At 59.4% G+C, this 19,710-nt stretch carries 17 protein-coding genes; 16 read left to right on the top strand and 1 reads right to left on the bottom strand.

The annotated features are described in order from the left end of the window. Positions 1 to 64 precede the first annotated feature (64 nt). From ACILSE_RS17355 to ACILSE_RS17295, 13 genes are all read left to right on the top strand, one after another. On the top strand, positions 65 to 238 hold the full coding sequence (locus ACILSE_RS17355; protein ID WP_395718684.1) for a hypothetical protein: 174 nt from the start codon (positions 65 to 67) through the stop codon (positions 236 to 238). A gap of 19 nt (positions 239 to 257) precedes the next feature. Continuing rightward, positions 258 to 2,645 (top strand): cytochrome-c oxidase, cbb3-type subunit I, encoded by a 2,388-nt coding sequence (gene ccoN / locus ACILSE_RS17350; RefSeq protein ID WP_395718683.1) that lies wholly within the window; start codon positions 258 to 260, stop codon positions 2,643 to 2,645. 18 nt (positions 2,646 to 2,663) lie between these two features. Next, on the top strand, positions 2,664 to 2,819 hold the full coding sequence (locus ACILSE_RS17345; RefSeq protein WP_395718682.1) for a hypothetical protein: 156 nt from the start codon (positions 2,664 to 2,666) through the stop codon (positions 2,817 to 2,819). 35 nt (positions 2,820 to 2,854) lie between these two features. Beyond that, positions 2,855 to 3,445 carry a cbb3-type cytochrome c oxidase N-terminal domain-containing protein gene (locus ACILSE_RS17340; protein WP_395718681.1) on the top strand — a complete coding sequence of 197 codons (591 nt, stop codon included), beginning with the start codon at positions 2,855 to 2,857 and terminating at the stop codon, positions 3,443 to 3,445. Between the two features lie 40 nt (positions 3,446 to 3,485). Continuing rightward, entirely contained in the window at positions 3,486 to 4,919 is a 1,434-nt protein-coding gene (gene ccoG / locus ACILSE_RS17335) for a cytochrome c oxidase accessory protein CcoG (protein ID WP_395718680.1), read from the top strand. Between the two features lie 51 nt (positions 4,920 to 4,970). After that, positions 4,971 to 5,126, top strand: coding sequence for a hypothetical protein (locus tag ACILSE_RS17330; RefSeq protein WP_395718679.1), 156 nt, complete (start codon positions 4,971 to 4,973; stop codon positions 5,124 to 5,126). Then, positions 5,113 to 5,811, top strand: coding sequence for a sulfite exporter TauE/SafE family protein (locus ACILSE_RS17325; protein WP_395718678.1), 699 nt, complete (start codon positions 5,113 to 5,115; stop codon positions 5,809 to 5,811). Before ACILSE_RS17330 ends, ACILSE_RS17325 begins: the two co-directional genes overlap by 14 nt. A gap of 74 nt (positions 5,812 to 5,885) precedes the next feature. Further along, positions 5,886 to 7,034, top strand: a complete 1,149-nt coding sequence (locus ACILSE_RS17320; RefSeq protein ID WP_395718677.1) for a hypothetical protein — start codon at positions 5,886 to 5,888, stop codon at positions 7,032 to 7,034. Between the two features lie 35 nt (positions 7,035 to 7,069). Next, positions 7,070 to 7,429: a hypothetical protein gene (locus ACILSE_RS17315; RefSeq protein WP_395718676.1), complete on the top strand. Its 360-nt coding sequence runs from the start codon at positions 7,070 to 7,072 to the stop codon at positions 7,427 to 7,429. A gap of 34 nt (positions 7,430 to 7,463) precedes the next feature. Further along, complete coding sequence (locus ACILSE_RS17310; RefSeq protein WP_395718675.1) at positions 7,464 to 8,648, top strand: inner membrane CreD family protein; 1,185 nt, start codon at positions 7,464 to 7,466, stop codon at positions 8,646 to 8,648. A 111-nt stretch (positions 8,649 to 8,759) separates the two neighbouring features. After that, positions 8,760 to 9,458, top strand: a complete 699-nt coding sequence (creB, locus tag ACILSE_RS17305) for a two-component system response regulator CreB (RefSeq protein ID WP_395718674.1) — start codon at positions 8,760 to 8,762, stop codon at positions 9,456 to 9,458. Then, positions 9,455 to 10,882 carry a two-component system sensor histidine kinase CreC gene (gene creC / locus ACILSE_RS17300; protein ID WP_395718673.1) on the top strand — a complete coding sequence of 476 codons (1,428 nt, stop codon included), beginning with the start codon at positions 9,455 to 9,457 and terminating at the stop codon, positions 10,880 to 10,882. Before creB ends, creC begins: the two co-directional genes overlap by 4 nt. Before the next feature lie 67 nt (positions 10,883 to 10,949). Further along, positions 10,950 to 12,113, top strand: coding sequence for a sulfite reductase flavoprotein subunit alpha (locus ACILSE_RS17295; protein WP_395718672.1), 1,164 nt, complete (start codon positions 10,950 to 10,952; stop codon positions 12,111 to 12,113). Here the strand turns inward: ACILSE_RS17295 and ACILSE_RS17290 are convergent, their stop codons facing one another. After that, positions 12,114 to 14,516, bottom strand: coding sequence for a helicase HerA domain-containing protein (locus tag ACILSE_RS17290; protein ID WP_395718671.1), 2,403 nt, complete (start codon positions 14,514 to 14,516; stop codon positions 12,114 to 12,116). 87 nt (positions 14,517 to 14,603) lie between these two features. On the opposite strand from ACILSE_RS17290, the gene ACILSE_RS17285 reads away from it, so the two are divergent. The 3 genes from ACILSE_RS17285 (at position 14,604) to ACILSE_RS17275 (ending at position 19,574) form a co-directional block, all read left to right on the top strand. Continuing rightward, positions 14,604 to 16,706, top strand: a complete 2,103-nt coding sequence (locus ACILSE_RS17285; protein ID WP_395718670.1) for a prolyl oligopeptidase family protein — start codon at positions 14,604 to 14,606, stop codon at positions 16,704 to 16,706. Between the two features lie 127 nt (positions 16,707 to 16,833). After that, on the top strand, positions 16,834 to 18,930 hold the full coding sequence (locus ACILSE_RS17280; RefSeq protein WP_395718669.1) for a VIT and VWA domain-containing protein: 2,097 nt from the start codon (positions 16,834 to 16,836) through the stop codon (positions 18,928 to 18,930). Continuing rightward, the gene (locus ACILSE_RS17275; RefSeq protein WP_395718668.1) at positions 18,930 to 19,574 is read left to right on the top strand and encodes a hypothetical protein; all 645 of its coding nucleotides are present in this window, start codon (positions 18,930 to 18,932) and stop codon (positions 19,572 to 19,574) included. Before ACILSE_RS17280 ends, ACILSE_RS17275 begins: the two co-directional genes overlap by 1 nt. Positions 19,575 to 19,710: the final 136 nt, after the last annotated feature.

Here is a 19,710-nt window from a genome sequence, read left to right as displayed (position 1 = left end):
CGGGCAGCATCAAGCAATGCATGCCGAGCATGGAAAAAAGCCCTGCGCTCTATTGCGCGCATCAATGGAAGTCTTCGCTGTCACCATCTTCATGAGTCTGGCCTTCGCCGTGTTGTTTGCGGTGTTGTTCCTCGGGGAGAGAGCGCAGCGGAAGCATCGCAGCCTGGAGCAGGACTCCCTGCTGCCGCTGGATGACGCTCCCCCGGCCCCCGCCCGCCCGTCACCTCCGCATTCTTGATCATTTCTTACCCAACGCCATGACCACCACCACCGCAAAAACCACGATCGAGTTTAACGACAAGGTCGTCCGTCAGTTCATGCTGGCCTCCATCATCTGGGGCATCGTCGGCATGCTGGCGGGAGTCTTCATCGCCTCGCAGTTGAACTTCCACCAGCTCAACCTGACCTCCTGGCTCAGTTTCGGCCGCCTCCGCCCGCTGCACACCAACGCGGTGATCTTTGCCTTCGTGGGGAACATGATGTTCGCAGGCGTGTATTACTCCACGCAGCGTCTGTGCAAGGCACGAATGGCGTCGGACTTGCTCTCCAGCATCCACTTCTGGGGCTGGCAGCTCATCATTGTGAGCGCGGCGGTCACGCTGCCACTGGGCCTCACACGCGGCCAGGAATACGCGGAGCTGATCTGGCCGATCAATATTGCCGTGGCGCTGATCTGGGTCGTGTTTGCGGTGAATTTCTTCTGGACGCTCGCGAAGCGCAACGAGCCGTCGCTTTACGTCGCGTTGTGGTTCTACATCTCCACGGTCATCACCATCGCCATTTTGTACATCGTGAACCACCTGTCGATCCCGACGAGCTGGACGCACAGCTACACGATCTTTGCGGGTGTGCAGAATGGTCTGGTGCAGTGGTGGTATGGCCACAACGCTGTCGCCTTCTTCCTCACGACGCCGATCCTCGGCATCATGTATTACTTCCTGCCGAAGGCGGTGGAGCGGCCGGTCTATTCATATCGTCTCTCCATCGTCCATTTCTGGTCTCTGGTGTTCCTCTACATTTGGGCAGGTCCGCATCACCTGCTGAACACCGCGCTGCCAAAGTGGCTGCAGATGCTCGGCATGTTCTTCTCCTTGATGCTGTGGGCTCCGAGCTGGGGTGGCATGCTCAACGGCCTGCTCACGCTGCGCGGTGCCTGGGACAAGCTGCGCACCGATCCGGTGGTGAAGTTTTTCATCGCTGCTGTGACCTTCTATGGCATGGCCACGTTTGAGGGGCCGCTGCTTTCCATTCGCGCCGTCAACGCGCTTTCGCATTACTCGGACTGGACCATCGGCCACGTGCATTCCGGCGCGATGGGCTGGAACGGCTTCATGGCCGCCGGTCTCTTCTACTGGCTCACGCCGCGTCTCTATGGCACGAAGCTCTACTCGCAGAGCTGGGCGAATTACCACTTCTGGATCGGCCTCGTTGGCATCCTGATCTATGTGGGCGCGATGTGGGTTTCCGGCATCATGCAGGGACTCATGCTGAACGCCACCACGGCGGACGGCACCGCGCTGGTGTATCCGAACTTCATCGAAACGCTGACCTCGATTCGCGCCATGATGGGCTTCCGCATCATCGGCGGAGCTCTCTACCTCGTGGGCATGATCCTCATGGCCCTGAACATTTGGCTGACGATCCGCAAGGGCAGTCCGGTGAATGAAACCCGCGAAGTGGCCGTCATCGAGCGCACGCAGCGCGACACGATGGGCTTGAAGGAGACTTTCCTCAACGACCCCATTGCCTGCATGTTTGGCGGACTCATCCTCGTGCTGGCCTGGCTCTTCCTGCCGCCGGGCGCGGATATCGCCGCGCTTGTTTGCGCCGGTGTGTTTGGAGTTCTCGCGGTGAAACGCTTCCAGGCTGGTCATCACCGTTGGTCGCAGTGGTATGACAGCCTGCTCCACAACTGGCTGCCTTTCACCGTGCTCACTTTCGTCGCCGTTGCGCTGGGCGGCCTCGTTCAGATCGTCCCCACCGTGATGGTGAACCGTGCGCAGAACGTCGAAGACCGCATCCAGCAGCCCTACACGCCGCTCGAACTGGCCGGACGCGACATTTACGTCAGCGAGGGCTGCTACAACTGCCACTCGCAGATGATCCGCACCATGCTGCCCGATGTGCTGCGCTATGGCGACTACAGCCGCCTCGGTGAGAGCATCTACGATCATCCTTACCAATGGGGATCGAAGCGCACCGGTCCCGATCTTGCCCGCGAAGGCGGCAAATACCCGCATAGCTGGCATTACGACCACATGAAGGACCCGCGTGCGATTTCCGTCGGCTCGAACATGCCCGCCTACCCGCACCTCTTCATCGACAAGTTCGACCAGAAGACCTTGTGGAAGAAGATCGCCGTCATGACAAAGCTTGGCGTGCCATATCCCGCGATGACCGAGACCGAGGTCAAGACCAAAGCGGTCGAGCAGGGCATCCAGATCGTCAAGGAACTCGAAGCGCAAGGACGCACCGGCACGCTGCCGGACACGCAGATCGTGGCATTGATCGCCTACCTGCAGAAGCTGGGCAAATTCGATGTGCCTGATCTTGAGGGGAAACTCAAAGGCACGCCCGAAGGCATCCCGTTCCCGCTCAAGCCCGGCATCCCCGACGGCTATCGCACCTCCTCCGTCACCAAGTAATCACAACCGACGCAAGCCATGTACAAACGCATCATCTATGACTCCGCGCTCGACTGGGTGCCTTATCTCGCCTTCGGCGTGACCTTTGCCGTTTTCCTCATCTTCGTCGTGCGCGCCATCAGGCTGCGCAAAGACAGCGCGGACAAGCTTTCCCGCATTCCTCTGGAAGACTGATCCGCACGAACTCCGAAACCTCACATCCTTTCGCCATGACACAAAAACCTTCCGACAACGGCCCCGTGCTCCGCGACCATGTTTACGATGGCATCCAGGAGTATGATCAGAAGCTGCCGAACTGGTGGCTCTTCACTTGGTACATCACCATCGTCTGGTTTGTGATCGCCTGGGTCGCCTACTATCAGTTGAATCTGGGTGACTCCGGCCAGGAGCAGGTGGACAAGCAGCTCGCCAGCATCAAGGCCATCCAGCTCAAGGAGCTCGAGAAGCTCAACGACGACAAGTTGTGGGCGATGTCCAAAGACGAGAAAGTTGTCGCCGCAGGCGCTGCCACCTTCGCAACCACCTGCGTCGCTTGTCATGCGCCCGATCTCTCCGCCAAGATCAACGGTGCCAAGCTTCCCGGCCTCCCGCTCAACGACACTGAATGGAAACATGGCGGCAGTCCTCTGCAGCTTCTCAGCATCGTCCGCAAAGGCGCGCCGGATGTCACCAAGGGCATGCCGCCGTGGGAGCCGCAGCTCGGCCTCAATCGTGTGGTCGAAGTCGTCGCCTTCGTCCTAAGCAAGCACAAGCAGGGCGAGCCCGTCACACTCGCGGCTGATTCGCCTTTGAAAAAGTAGCTCATCGTTCCGACACCCGCCTGACGCGCCAGGCAAGTCAATGAAGCCAGCAACCCCCACTCTCGACACGCTCTCCACCATCCACGCCGACGGTTCGCGCAAATTTGTCCATCCGTCGGATGTCCGTGGTCCCTTCACCTTCTGGAGACGTGTCGCGGCGCTGGTTCTGTTGGTGATCTACGTCGCCCTGCCATGGATTCCGGTGAACGGGTTCCCCGCCGTCTTTCTTGACGTGCAGGAGCGGCGTTTTCATTTCTTTGGCCTCACGCTCGCCACTCAGGATCTCTGGATCGGCTTCTTCCTTGTCACCGGGCTCGCTTTTTCACTGTTTTACATCACCTCGCTCTTCGGCCGTGTCTGGTGCGGCTGGACCTGCCCCTACACGGTGTTTCTGGAGCAGCTTTACCGGCGCGTGGAGCGGTGGATCGACGGCGACGGCCCCGAACGCCGCCGCCTTGAGGACGCGCCGTGGACGTTGTCCAAAATCGTCCGCCGCGTCATCAAGCACGCGATCTTCATCCTCATCTCCGCCTTCATCGCGCACATCTTCCTCAGTTACTTCGTCTCCATCAAGGCGCTGTATGAGATGATGCATCATTCTCCGCATCATCATGCGAAGGCGTTCGGCGTGGTTGTGTTTCTCACCGCGGCGCTCTACGGCTCCTTCAGTTGGTTCCGCGAGCAGTTTTGCGTCATCCTTTGCCCGTACGGTCGTCTTCAATCCGCGCTCACAGACGACAACTCCATCGTCATCGGTTACGACAAAAAACGCGGCGAACCTCGTGGCAAGGGCAGCGTCGAACAACCGGCGGGCGACTGTGTGGACTGCCGCCGCTGCGTGCAGGTCTGTCCGACCGGCATCGACATCCGAAATGGCCTCCAACTCGAGTGCATCGGCTGCGCTGCGTGCGTGGATGCCTGCGACGACATTATGACCAAGCTCAAGCGCTCGAAGGGACTCGTGCGCTACGACTCCTACGTTGGCCTGATGGGAGGCAAAACGCGCCTCGTCCGCCCGCGGACCATCATCTACACCTGCATGCTCTTGGTTGGAGCCGTCGCCTTCACGATCGCCACCACGCGCATCTCGCCCATGCGGGCCAGTGTCGTTCGAATGGGCGGTGCCTCGTTCTACGTGGACAACGGCGTCATCCGCAACCAGTTCCAGCTCCGCGTCATCAACAAGCGCAACGCCGAATCCGCCTACAGGATCGAACTCGTCGGCGATGTGCCGCAGTCCCTGAAAATCACCGGGGTCGATCAAACCATCACCCTTCCGCCGATGGGCGAGGATGTGAAGACTCTCGTGCTGACGCTGCCGCAGCCGGATTACCAGCAGCATTTCAAATTCCGCGTCAAAGTCACCGACACCGAGCGAGGCGACAGCATGGACACCCGCGTCATGGAATACCTCGGCCCGGATCCCAAATCGGCGCCCGCCGCCACGCTCAACGCCAAAGACTTCATCCATTAACTGAGGGGAGCGCGGACAAGCCTGTCCTCACCTTCAAAACATCACCCAACTATGATCCCGAAATGCATCTCCAGCCGCCCGTGGCTTTTTGTCACCGTCGCCTTCGTGGGTTTTGTCACCTGGTGGGTCTATTTCATCTCGCTGGCCGTTAAAAACGCCCCGCCGGAAATTCCGCTCGTCACCCGTCCCGCTCATGCAGGCCATTGATACCAGCGCCGCGGCCTTTCTGGCCGGTCTCGTCACCAGCGTGCATTGCGTGGGCATGTGCGGGCCGCTCTCATGCTCATGGGCCGTCTCCGCAAAACCCGGCGCGTCCAGCTTCATGCGCGACACCGGCCTTTATCACGCCGGACGCCTCGTTTCGTATGCCCTCGTCGGCGCCATCGCCGGAATGATTGGCGTCATGCCGCTGAAGTTCTTCCAGCACGGCGCTGGCATCGTCTTGCCCTGGTTGCTCGTCATCGCCTTCGCCATCGTCGGCATGGGCTTGGAAACGTTCCTGCCGAAGCCGCAGTTCCTCCGCGCTGGAGTGCGCCGCATCCAGACAGCCGCTTTTCGCATGCACAGCGCCGCGCGCGCCGGCTTGCTCGGTTTCGCCACGCCGCTGCTGCCCTGCGGGCCGCTTTACCTCATGTTCGCCCTCGCCATGGCAAATGGCTCCGCCATCAAAGGCGCTGAATTCGCCTTCGCCTTTGGTCTCGGCACGCTTCCGCTGCTCTGGCTTGCGCAAACGCAGCTTCACCTCATCAGTGGCAAAGTGCAGCCGCAAACCATGCGCAAAATCCAGCGCGGCCTCGCTTTGAGCGCCGCCCTCATCATGGCCTGGCGCCTCCGCGGCACCCTCGACTTCGACAGCGAAACCATTCCAAGCTGCTGTCACGCCGCTTTGTGATCGGAGCGTTTTTTTCACCATCATTTCATCCCCGGTTCATCAAGGTTTCATGCGCCTTTTGAGCTTGGGCGTCGATGAAACCACTCCTCATCCTCCTGCTCGGAGCCGGTTCGCTGCTGGCTCAGAACGCAACTCGTGTCACGCCCACCACGCTCGACGAAAGCGAGGTGCGCATCACTTACGGCGAGCTCAAGCGCCTCGTCGCCGCCACACTGCCGAAGGAAGCCTCACCTGAGGCAAAACCGAAGCCGCCGGTTCAAGCCGCGTTGCTTTCCAGCATCTACCGCCTGAATGCCAGGTCTCGCTCGATCATCGCCGAACTCCACGTCGGGAGCTTCGACAACGGCTGGCACCTCATCCCGATCGCCGGTGCCGAAGTGGGTGCCGTTGCCATCGACCCGAAAGACGCGCGAATCGTTGCCAGCGACAATCATCTCTGCCTCATCACGGACAAAGCCGGTTCGCAGAGTGTGAAGCTCACGTTTCCTCTCGCCCGTGAAGATCAGGCGACGACGCTGGGCCTTCCGCCGTCACCGGTGGCGTCGTTGGAGGTCATGGAACTGCCGGATGGCACTGTTCTGCGTCTCCAGCACGGTTCAGCGACGCAACTCATCGCAAATGCCGGAACCATCCCGCTGCCTGCCGGGGGCGGTGCGGTCACGCTTTCACTCGAAGATGCCCGCAGGGCCGCTCAACCGCCTGCAGGCGGCATCACGGATGACGCCGTGCTTTCCAACGCCTCTTACACGACTCAGGTCGTGCGCGACGGCTCGGTGCTGACCGAAGGCTCGATGATCATACGCCACGATCATCCGGTGAGGCTCGTGCTGCAGTTCCCCGAAGCTGCAAAACTGCTCCAATGCCATGTCAACGGCGATCCCGTGCGTCCAACGCTCGGCGAGGCTAACCGCCTTGAGATTCCGCTCGATGACCCCACGACCGACGGATCTGAGTCCGAGGTGAGGATCTCCTTCACCGCAACGCTCGCCCCCTTGCAGGTTGCCGAAGGGGAACTCGATCTCGCCTTGCCGAAGACACCGCTTTTTGCGAAGCAGATCGACTGGAATGTGCAGATGCCCGCCTCCTACGACCTGGCCTTCACGGGCAACGTCGATCCCATCACCGACAAAACCGCCACCCCAGGCCTCCACCTGCGCAAAGCCCTCTGCCGCGATCAGCAGCCGCAGGCACGCATCACCTACCGAAAACGTGCTTCCAACTGACCCGGATGAGATCGAAGAATAAACAATAACACACCATGGAACACTCCCAATCGACACCCCCGCCATCTATTGACCGTTCAAAACAGGAATCCATCACGATCAGGGCGGCGAGGCGCATGTTCGTGGCGGCAGGGCTCTATGCGCTGGCCTGCATCCCTGCCATCTTCATATTTGAGTCCCTTGGATGGCGCGAGACATTCCTGCACCTTTCGCAGTTCATCGCCGTTCTGACGTGCCTGCCGGGAGGCTGTCTCTTTTTGTGGGCCACACGCGGCACGCGCTTTGATTTTCACCGGGGGCTTGCGGCGGTGGCCAGCATCTTCTGCGGCGTCTGGCTGGTCTGGCTTGTGTATGTTGTGCTCTCTCTCGATTTCAGCACGCTGGAGAATCCATGAAGACAAAAACTTTAAACTTGAAACCTGGAACTTTATGAAACTCACCCATCTCATCGCCATCGCCGTCATCTTCGTCTGCACCAGCATCGGCTGGTGGTTTCTCGGCGGAGTCATCATGCACCGCACCCATCATGTCTCGTATCAGACCGGTGACAGTGTCAGCGGCCGTTGGGGGCCGCCTCTGTTGCAAAAGCATCCCTCCGCACGCTACACGTCGTCCAGCGGCTCCAAAGTGATGCTGCAGCCCGCGAAGAGTGACATTCAGGTCAGGCTGGCCTACCAGCCAGTCAAAATGGGCCTGCTGTGGCACCGCACTTACGGCGTGCAGTTTGAAGGCTCCTACACCTTCACCAACACGACCGCCATCACCCAGACCCTGGACATCGACATCGAGCTGCCCTCCGGCAACACGCTGCTCGACAAGATCAACTTCACCCTCGGCGCTGGCGAGAAAGCCCGCCGTTCCGTCGCCGCCCCTGAGCAGGGCGTCATCACCGATAGCGTGCAACTCGCTCCCGGCGAAAGCATTCCCGTCATCCTGAGCTACGAATGCCGTGGCATGGACCAGTGGCGTTACGCCTTTGCCGACGCCAGCCGCATCCGCGACTTCACGCTGACCATGAACACCGACTTCAGCGATGTGAACTTCACCGTCAGCTCTCCCACCGACCGCAAACCGGCCGGGGAAGGGATGCAACTCGTCTGGAAATACGAGGACGCGATTTCCGCCCCCGGCATCGGCATGGAAATGCCGCGTGAACTGAATGCCGGCCCCGTGGCATCGCAGATCTCGTTTTATGCGCCGCTTTCGCTGCTGCTGTTCTTCATGGTGGTCGTAATCACCGCCATCTCGCGTGGCATTCCGCTTCATCCGGTGAACTACTTCTTCCTCGCGGCCGGATTCTTCGCCTTCCCGCTGCTGTTCTCCTACATGCTCGATGTCGTCCCGGTGCATCTGAGCTTCGTCATCGCCGCGCTCGCTTCTCTGCTGCTCGTTTGCGGCTACCTGCGCTCTGCGGCAGGCGAGTTCCTGTTTCGCGTCGCCGTTGTCGCTCAAACCGCCTACATGGTGCTCTTCAGCTACAGCTTCTTTTTCAAGGGCCTCACTGGCCTCACGCTCACCATCGGTGGCATCGTTACCCTCGGCGTTCTGATGGCCCTGACCGCCAAGGTGGACTGGAGCCAGAAGCTTGGTGCGGTTTCGCCCCGACTGGCGTGAATCCAATATTTTAACCGCTGATGAGGCGCTGATTTGACGCTAATAAATGAGATTCTGAATTAGCGTCTTGTCAGCGTCATACTAGCGGTTCAAAAATTCGCCTGACCAAACATGGCTTCCAAAATTCTCGTTGTCGAAGACGAACCCTCCATCTGTGAAAACGTGGTCTATGCCCTCGAGGCCGACGGATTCACGGTGGTGACCGTCGCCACCGGTCACGAAGCGATGGAGCAGATGAAGTCGCAGACCTTCGGTCTCATCATCCTCGATGTCGGACTGCCTGACATGACAGGGTTCGAGGTCTGCAAAGCGATCCGCAAAACACAGTCCCTGCCGATTCTCTTTCTCACCGCACGCTCCAGCGAGGTGGATCGTGTGGTGGGGCTGGAAATCGGCGGAGATGACTACGTCGTGAAGCCCTTCAGCCCCCGCGAGCTTGTCGCTCGCGTGCGCGCCATACTGCGGCGTGTTTCCGCCACCCCGCTGCCGCCGAACGGCCACGACGCCTCCATTCCGCTCTTGATCGACGATGTGCGCTGCCAGGCGGTTTACTTTGGCACGGCGCTTAACCTTTCGCGCTACGAGTTTCGCATGCTGAAGGCCTTCGCTGCGCATCCGGGACGTGTCTTCAGCCGCGAGCAACTCATGGATCATGCCTCGGAGGAACCGGACGCCTCCATGGAGCGCACTGTGGACACACACATCAAAACCCTGCGCGCTCGCATGCGCGGCGTGCGGGAGGGTATTGATCCTATCGTCACCCATCGAGGCATGGGCTACTCTCTGCTCGAAACCTGGCCCGCCGCATGAGCCTGACCGCGCGCTTTCTTCTCGGCTTTGCGCTCGTGGCCAGCGCTGGGCTCACGGTTTTGTTTTCCCAGCTTGTTCGTCGCGTGGAGCGGCAATACTTCGAGGCCGTCGAGGAGCCGATGGTCGATGTGGCGAATATTCTGGCCGAGGTCATCGGCGCAGACGCCAAAGACGGCATCCTCGATCCGCAGAAGGTGGAGAAGGCCATCCGAGCCGCCCAGCAGCGACAGCTCAACGCTCGCATTTACAACCTTAACAAAAGCCGCGTGGACATGCAGGTCTATGTCACCGACGCCCAGGGACGCGTCCTGTTCGACTCCGCCGGCATCGAAACGCCCGGCACAATCTCCAATCACCGCGACGTGCATCTCACGCTCATGGGTGAATACGGCGCGCGCTCCTCACGCACGAGCGAATACGATCCGCTCTCGGTCGTCATGTATGTCGGTGCACCGATCCGGCGGGATGGCCGGACGATTGGCATGATCAGCGTCGCCAAGCCGCAGCGTGGTGTCCTTGCCTTTGTCTGGGAGACCGAGCGCTGGCTGCGGCTGTCCATCATCACAACCGTCGTGCTCATGCTGCTCGGCATTTACCTGGCCGCACGGTGGGCCACGCGTCCGCTCGATGTGCTGGCGCAGCATGCGCTCGCCGTGAGCCGCGGGGAACGCTCTACTGCGCCCCACATGCCCGGCCATCAGATGAAAATGCTCGCTTCGGCCCTCGAATCGATGCGGGACTCACTCGAAGGCCGCGAATATGTCGAGCACTACGTCCAAAGCCTCACGCATGAGCTGAAAAGCCCTGTTGCCGCGATTCTGGGTGCCAGTGAAATCCTCCAGGGCGATGTGCCGGAGCCAAAACGAGCCCGTTTCCTGCAAAACATCCGCGCCGAAGCCGGCCGCCTCCGCGATCTGCTCGAGCGCCTCCTGCATCTCGCAGCGCTCGAAAAGCAGAAGAAACTCGAAAAGCGTGAGCCGGTCGATCTGGTTGCGGCCATCGACCGCGCTTGGGATCACCACGCGTTGGTTGCCGCGTCGCGTGAGGTCTCTTTGAAGCGTGAGGTCGCGGATGATCTGGTCGTCCAGGGTGATTCCTGGCTCATCGAGCTGGCCGTGGGCAATCTCATCCAAAACGCCATCGACTTCGCACCGAAGGGGAGCGCCATCACTGTTCGCTGTTACCGTTTTGATTTGAAAGTCGTCATCGAAGTCGAAGATCGCGGGCCGGGGATTCCTGATTATGCGCGTCAACGTGTGTTCGAGCGTTTCTATTCGCTTCCGCGTCCGGATACCGGCAAGAAAAGCACCGGACTGGGACTGTGCTTTGTCAAAGAAGTCGCCGAACTGCATGGCGGCAGCGTGGAGCTCACAAATCTTGAAAGCGGACCCGGCGCCAGGGCGATGCTGATTCTCGCGGCATGATGGAGGGCCGGTTTGACTTTTCAAACCGCTGTCCCTAGTCTCGTGCGTATTCACTTCGCCAATCATCATGAGCACCACAGACACCGGAAAGCCCGTTTACAACGTCAAGAACCCCTGTATCGCGAAAGTGAAGCGCATGTTCGACCTTTCCGGCCCGGGCGCTCCGAAACACACCGCGCATTACGAGATCGACCTCGCGGGCAGTGGCCTTGAATACACGCCGGGCGATTCGCTGGCGGTGCAGCCCACGAACGATCCGGTGCTGGTCGAGGACACGGTCAAAGCGCTCGGTTTTTCCGGTGATGAGATTGTGAAACATCCAAAGACGCAGGCGGAAGTGCCGATTCGCCAGGCGTTGATCGAAGGTGCGCTGATCACCGAGATCGACAACAAGCTCATCAAGGCCATCGTCGAAAAAACCGGGGGCAATACACCCCTCGCCGAGCTTTCGCAGCCGGAGAAAAAGGAAGAGCTCAAGAATTACCTCTGGGGCCGCTTTGTCATCGACCTGCTGCTTGAAAACCCGGCGGCGAAGTTCACGCCGGAGGAGTTTATCGCCACGCAGAAGAAGCTCAACATCCGCCTCTACTCGATCAGCAGCAGCCAGAAGGCGCATCCGGATGAGGTGCATCTCACCGTCGCCACCGTGCGCTACACCAGCCATGGTCGTTCGCGTGGCGGTGTGGCCTCGACATTCCTCGCCGAGCGTGTGAAGCCGAACGAAACGCTGATTCCGTGCTTTGTGAATCACGGCAAAGGTTTCCGCCTGCCCGAGCCGCAGGAGGAAACTCCCATCATCATGTGCGGTCCCGGCACCGGCATCGCGCCCTTCCGTGCTTTCCTGGAAGAACGCAAAGCCACGAACGCCAAAGGCAAGGCGTGGTTGTTCTTCGGTGAAGTCAGCGCCACATCCTGCTTCTTCTACAAAGATGAGTTCGAGGCCTATCTCGCGGATGGAACGCTGACCAAGCTCAGCACCGCCTGGAGTCGTGATCAGGCTGAAAAGATCTACGTGCAGCACAAGATGCTCGAAAACAGCGCTGAGTTCTGGGCATGGCTAGAACAGGGCGCGATTTTCTACGTTTGTGGCGACGCCTCTCGCATGGCTACCGACGTGGACAAGGCGCTGCACGCCATCATCGAGAAAGAAGGGGGCAAATCCCCAGAGGAAGCCGCCGCCTACGCTCAAGCGATGAAGGATGCGAAGCGGTATCGCCGCGACGTGTATTGATCACGATTTCGCCAGCCACAAAATCCCAGTTGCTGTCACCTGGATGTTCTTCTTCATCGGGGTGAGCTTGAAGGTTTCCAGCGTGAGCGTGGCGGGATCGTATTGATCGCGGATTTTCTGCGTTTCGTCGGCTACTTGCTGCTCCAGCGCGGTGATGTCCGCTTTGATCGACTCTAGCTCGTCTTCCGCGGCTTTCACGTCCTGGCCTTCTTTCCAAACGCGGGAGGCGCTGCTAATGGTGCTGGCTTTCACCACGCTCGTTTTGCGGCCCATCAACATACCGAGCAGGCTGCCGCCGATCTGCGCGGCGGTGCTCAGCTTGGCGCTGGTGGACTGGGCTTTTTGGGCATCAATCTTGGCTGATGCCTTCTCAGCCTTGTCTTGAAGGGACTTCATCGTCTTGGCGGTCTTGGCGCGGAGTTCTTCGATGGCGGCATCTCGCTGTTCGCGAGCGGTTTGGGTGACGCGGGCTTTGAACTCGTCCTGCTTCTCGCCGGGGTTTGAGTAGGCCTCCAAAAGCGGGCTGAAATAGACTTCGAGGCTGTGATTGGCGTAAACCCAGTCGGCAAAGTCTTTTTTGATGCTGGTATAGGTGCTCGATTTCAGCGCGGGGCCGGGCAGATCGGCATACGCGGCGTTTTCTTTGGGATCGCTGTCATATTTGGAGAGGTTGTCGTTCTCCGGGATGTCCACGAACTTGTCCCAGAGCACTTTTTGCTTCTCGATGTCGATCACGTTGACCTTGGTGATGACGCTCTTGCCGCTGATCTTGCGTTTCGCATCGTCAAAGACCACCACGGCGCTGCGCACGATGCAGGGCGTGTAGGTGATGCTCTCTCCATCTTCGTCGCTGGGCTGGAATAGCTCGGTGGTGTCCTCGGGGAGCTTCGGACGCGTGGTGTTGCGATCGGCGGAGGAAGTGCCCGCGCCGGGAGGTGCGAAACCATCGTCTTCCGCCGCGGCCTTTTCCTCCTTCGCGGGCCGGATGGGGTCCATGAGAGCTTTGATCTGATTGCGAGCGAGCGGGCCGCTCAGGTAACTCAAAATCCAGCGCACATGGAAAACGACGGGCGCATCTTCATGCACGTTGTTCATGAGGAAAACGCGAGCACCGAGCCCCGCGAGCGTCTGCTCCATGAGTTGACGGTCAAATTTGCCACCAGCGGTGTTCGCCGCGCCTTCGAGGCCATCGAGCACGCGCATCTTGTCGCGCTCCGTCTGCAAACGGCCGAGCCACCAGGTGCCGATGTTCGCCAGCGCCTTGTAATCGAGGTCGGCGGGGTTTTGCGTGGCCAAAAGGATGCCGAGACCGAAAGCACGCGCCTGCTTGAGCAGGATCATCATCGGCTTTTTCGATGGCGGCATGGCCGTGGGCGGCAGGTAGCCGAAGATCTCGTCCATGTAGAAGATGGCGCGGAGCGAGGTGGTGCCCTGCTGCGTGCGCATCCAGCCGAGGAGTTGATTCAAGAGCAGCGAGACGAAGAACATGCGCTCCGTGTCGCTGAGATGTGCGATGCAGAAAATGGTGACGCGAGGCTTCCCTTCCTTCGTGTAATACATGCGCTGGATGCCGAGCGGTTCGCCCTCCAGCCACGTGCTGAAGCCCGGCGAAGCCAGCAAGTTGTTCAGCTTCATCGCCAGCGGCGTGCGTTTCGCCTCCGGGAAGAACGATTCGAGATCGACGACACCGATTTTGCGGATCGGCGGCTGCTGGATGTGCCGCACGAGGTTTTCAAGCGTGAGGTTTTGGCCCTTCTTCCAGCAATGCGCGACGATGTTGCTCAGCAGGATGTGCTCCGGCGATTGCACCGGGTCCGCCTCGATCCCCATGAGGCCGAGCATGGATGAAACGGTGCTCTCGATGCGATCCGCGAGCGCCTCCGCATCATCCATGACCTCCTCGGGCGGACAATTGAGCGAGCTCAATATGGATACAGGCAGCCCCGCATTGCTGCCGGGCGTGTAGATGGCCATATCGACCATCTCGCGCAGCGTTTTGATGCGATCTGCGCTCTGTCCCCAGTCACCGAGACCCTTTTGCCAGGTCGCAGCCTGCGACTCTGCATATTCATCCGGCGACTGCCCTTTACGCCGTGCTTCATCCTCATTGATCCAAGGCCGAAACTGCTTCGCATCGAGGTTTGGGAAGGTGAGCAGCGCATTGCCGATGTCGCCCTTCGGATCGATGGCGATGACGGGCACGCCATCAATGGCCGCTTCTTCGAGCAAGCCGAGGCAAAGGCCCGTCTTGCCGCTGCCGGTCATGCCCAGCACCACGCCGTGCGTGACGAGGTCCTTCGAATCGTAGAGCACGAGGTCGTCTTTGATCGCCTTGGCTTCGAGATCGTATTCGCGGCCGAGGTAGAAGCTGCCGAGCTTTTCGTATTGGTCTGGGGAAATCATAGAGTGTGAAAAGAACCTGTGGTCGATAGAAGAGGGGGAATCGAAAAATGGAAAGTGCAAACTGTGGCGAACCGGCCAGCATGAGACATGCGCGCCGCCTTTTTGCTCATGCTGACCGCCTCCTCTCTCTCCGCCGAAACCGTAACCTACCCGCAAACCCGCAAGGAAAACGTCGTGGACACGCTTCATGGCGTGAAGATCGCTGATCCGTATCGCTGGCTGGAAGATGACAACTTCGAGGAAACGAAGGCGTGGGTGAAGGCGCAGAACGAGGTGACGTTTGGTTACTTGAAGAAGCTGCCGCGGCGCGAGGCGATCCAGAAGCGGCTGCAGGAGTTGTGGAACTATGAACGCGTGGGCATGCCCTTCGAGCGTGGCGGACGGTGGTTCTATTCCTACAACTCCGGGCTGCAAAACCAGTCGGTGCTGATGACGGCCGAGTCGCTGGAGGCCAAGGCGGCTGTTTTGCTCGATCCGAATGCGATGTCGAAGGATGGCACGACGTCGCTGAGCGATTACGAGCCGAGTGAAGATGGCAAACTGCTCGCCTACGGCGTGTCGGAGGCTGGAAGCGACTGGACGACGATCCGCGTGCGCGACATCGCCAGCGGCCGCGATTTGGACGACGTTGTGCGCTGGGTGAAATTCAGCGGCGTGTCGTGGCTGAAGGACGGCAGCGGCTTCTTTTACTCGCGCTATGACGAACCGAAGGCTGGCGCGGCGTTGACGGCGAAGAACGAATTTCACAAACTGTGCTTCCACAAGCTCGGCACGGCGCAAAGTGACGACAAAATCGTCTATGAGCGCAAGGACGAGCCGAAATGGGGCTTTGGCGGCCATGTGACCGAAGATGGCGAGTACGTCATCATCTCCGTCTGGCTGGGCACGGAGCCGAAGAATCGACTGTTTTACAAAAAAGCGGCCGCAGATGCGCCGGTGGTCGAGTTGCTCAACGACTACGACGCGCGCTATGAGTTCATCGACAACGACGGGCCCGTTTTCTACTTTCGCACGGATTTGAACGCGCCGTGTTTCCAGGTCATCGCCATCGACACGCGGAAGCCGGAGCGCAAGAACTGGCGAATCGTCGTGCCTGAAGTGCCAAAAGTGCTGCTGGAGGAGGTCAGCACGGTCGGCGGGCAGATGTGCTGCCAGTATCTGCGCGATGCGAAGACGGAGGTGAAGTGTTTCGACCTCAGCGGCAAGCTGCTGCGCGACGTGAAACTGCCCGGCATCGGCTCCGCAGGCGGATTCGGCGGCCACCGCACCGACACGAGCACGTTTTACACCTTCACCGGCTTCACCGAGCCCGGCGCGATTTATCGCATGGATCTGAAAAGCGGGGAGAGCACGCTGTGGCGCAAACCGGAGGTGAAATTCGACGGTGCGGCCTTTGAGACGAAGCAAATCTTCTACCCGAGCAAGGACGGCACGAAGGTGCCCATGTTCATCGTGCACAAAAAAGGCCTCAAACTCGACGGCACGACGCCAACGCTGCTTTACGGCTACGGCGGCTTCAACATCAACATGGTGCCCGCCTTCTCGGTCTCGCGAGCGGTGTGGCTGGAAATGGGTGGCATCTTCGCGATGCCAAACCTGCGCGGTGGTGGCGAATACGGCCGCGAATGGCACCAAGCAGGCATCAAGCTCGGCAAGCAGAACGTGTTCGATGACTTCATCGCCGCCGCAGAGTGGCTGATCGCGAACAAATACACCTCACGCGAAAAACTGGCCATCCAGGGCGGCAGCAACGGCGGTTTGCTCGTCGGCGCATGCACGACGCAGCGTCCGGACCTATACGCGGCCGCTTTGCCCGCCGTGGGCGTGCTGGACATGTTGCGCTTCGAGAAATTCACCATCGGCTGGGGATGGAAGAGCGACTACGGCAGCGTGGAGAACAAAGCCGAGTTTAACGCGCTGCTGAAATACTCGCCTTATCACAATCTGAAGGCCGGAACACGTTACCCGGCCACTCTCGTGACCACCAGCGACCACGACGACCGTGTGGTGCCTGCGCACAGCTTCAAATTCGCCGCTCGGCTTCAGGAATGCCAGGCCAAGGACGGCCCACCGACCTTGATCCGCATCGAAACGAGCGCCGGACATGGCGCCGGCACGGCGCTGAACAAGATGATCGAAAAGGTTGCGGACGAGTGGGCGTTCTTGGTGAAGTCCTTGGGTATGGATTGAGCAAACATCATACTTTCGCCAATCGCTTGTTCGATAGTGGGCGGCTTGTGCTTATTGAGTGACTCAATCGCACAAAATGTTTTATGAATTACCCGCCAGAAGACGGGGGAAGGAGTGTCGCCGTGCTATGAAAGCACAGACACACACATCGATAACATCGGCTCACCGCACGCGTGGTGCCGCTTCCTCGCGCTCCAAGCAGCGCATTTTCACCACACTTGGCCTTGCCCTAGGGCTAGTGGCCTCAGTTGACGGCGCGGGAACGCTCAGCCCCAAGGGTGCGCCGGATCAACCCATCCAGATACGAGATCACCATCTGGAGGTGACGCTGAACAATGGCTTCGCCCGCTCAGAGGTGACACAGACGTTTTTCAATCCAAACGACAAGGACCTGGAGGCTGTGTATCGCTTCCCATTGCCGAAGAGTGCCAGTCTTTCGGAAGTGACGATGTTGCTGGGCGAGCGCGAGATCCACGGGGAGGTCGTGGAGAAGGAAAAGGCGAAGACGATTTACGAGAACGAGAAGTATGCGGGCAAAGACGCGGGTTTGGCGACCAAGAACGGTTATCAGTCCTTTGACTTCCAAGTGCATCCGGTACGAGCCAAGAGCGAGACGCAGTTGCGGATCGTGTACTACCAACCGCTGGAAGTGGACACCGGTGTTGGCCGCTTTGTGTATCCGCTGGAAGAGGGTGGCACTGACGAGGTGGCTTCTAGCTTCTGGAATCCGGTGAACTCGAAAGTGGAGGGTACATTTTCAGCAGCGTTCGAATTGAAGTCAGCCTGGCCGGTTGCCAATATTAGGGTCCCGGGCTTTGAGAAGGAGACGGTGACGGACAAGCTGGCAGACGGTCACTATAAGGTGAGGGTTGAAAAGAAGGATCATTCACTCACCGGTGATCTGGTTCTCTACTATCGCCTGGCGGATGACCTCCCTGGGCGCGTGGAGCTGATCCCCTTCCGCAAAGGCGAATCTGGACCGGGTACTTTCATGATGGTGGTGACGCCGGGACTGGATCTCAAGCCGCTCTCAGGAGGGGCGGATTATGTGTTCGTCCTGGATACCTCTGGCAGCATGCAAACAAAGCTGCGCGTGCTTACTGATGGAGTGAGCCGTGTTTTGGGCAAGATGCAGCCGCGGGATCGTTACCGCATCGTGACTTTCTCCACCAAGGCTTCGGATCTCACACAAGGCTGGAAAGTGGCCGAAGAGGCGAATGTGCGAGAGTCCTTGAAACAGATCGGAGCTTTGCAGCCTGGTGGCAGCACGAACCTCTATGATGGTCTGACTCTTGCAATGAAGGATCTGGACGCGGACCGTGCGACCAGTGTGATCCTTGTAACGGACGGTGTGACCAACACGGGTGTTGTGGACCCTGTGGCCTTTCATAAGCTGACCAAAAGCCACGACATCCGCATCTTCGGATTTCTGCTCGGCAACAGCGCGAACTGGCCGCTGATGCGCACAGTGTGCGATGCAAGTGGCGGCTTTTACGCAGGCGTTTCGAATGCGGACGACATCCTCGGCCAGATACTGCAGGCGAAGAGCAAGGTGCTGCATGAATGCCTGCACGATGCGGAATTGAGCATCACAGGTGTGAAGACGCTCAACACGACCGGATTGCTGCCTGGCAAGATCTATCGTGGGCAGCAGTTGGTGATGTTTGGTCAGTATGAAGGCTCGGGCGAAGCGGAACTGGTGCTCAAGGCACGCATGACGGGCGAGGACAAGGTTTACCGCACGAAGTTCCGTTTCCCAGAGAAGGACGAAGCGAATCCCGAACTGGAACGCCTGTGGGCGATGGATCAGATCGAGCAATTCGAACTGCGTGCCAATACAGGGGTGCTGCCAGCAAGTGAATCCGACTCTGCAATTGCCGATCTCGGTGTGAAGTATCAGCTTGTGACTGACCAGACATCCATGCTGGTGCTGGGAGACGAGGCTTTTGCCAAGCAGGGAATTGAGCGGCGCAATCAGCAACGTGTTGCGACGGAACGCTCCGCGCAGGCTGTGCGTGTGTCAGCTCCGCAGCCAGTGAGCTATCGTGTGGACAGCGCTCAGCAGCCCTTCACTCCATCACCTGCGCCTTCTCATAGTGGTGGCAGTGGATTCAGCTTGGGCGGTGGAGGAGGTGCCCTGTCACCTTTATCGGCCGTGGCGATGGCTCTGTTTGCAGCGCTGGCTCTGGGTGTGACGGGCCGTTCCAAAAAAGGGAAGGCCTGATGCAAACGCAGGCACATCAAAACGCGAACCATGAGGGATGCCCGCCGCTGGCGGGCATCCTGCTGGCCATGAGTGTGGCCTTGGTGACATTGGGAGTGCAGTGCATCCACGGAATCCCGGAGATGTTGCAATGGCAGAGATGTGGAGGGGGACGATGGACTTGGTTGACCTCCCACCTGAGTCATTGGTCATGGAATCACCTGGCTTGGGACCTGTTTGCTTTTGGGCTGCTGTCGCTGCTTTGTTTGCGATTGATGCCCTCTCGTTATGCCGCCTGCCTGCTCGTAGCCGCTGTTTTCATACCGTTAGAGGTGCAGATCCACCAACCGCACATTGTGTCATATCGAGGCCTGTCGGGCTTGGACACGGCACTCATGGGGCTCCTGGTCGCGGCCTTGTGGCGGCAACCGACTGCAGGCCATTTATGGGGCGTTTCACAAGTGCTTGCCGTTCTCGGGGGCGGAAGCTTCCTGGCTAAGACGATGTATGAACTGACGACAGGAGGCACCGTTTTTGTGGCGCCTGGGAATGAGCCTTTTATTCCGGTCATTTCCGCTCATTTCGTGGGGTTCCTGTGCGGCTTTTTGGTGGGCATATTCAACGGTTTGTCTCAGATAATGTGGAATGAGGCGCGGCCGCTGTAGGAGCGCGCGCCTTGCCTATTGGGACTTTGCCGGTGCCGATGAGGACGCTATGTTTATCGTAGCCACGGACGCAGAAGCCTTCACAGGGCGTCATGAGGTCTCCAGAGAGGACCGATTGCTCCCAAAGATGGTTCTC

Source organism: Prosthecobacter sp. (genome assembly GCF_044236155.1).
Classification (GTDB): Bacteria; Verrucomicrobiota; Verrucomicrobiia; order Verrucomicrobiales; family Verrucomicrobiaceae; genus Prosthecobacter.
This window is presented reverse-complemented; position numbering and strand designations above follow the sequence as displayed.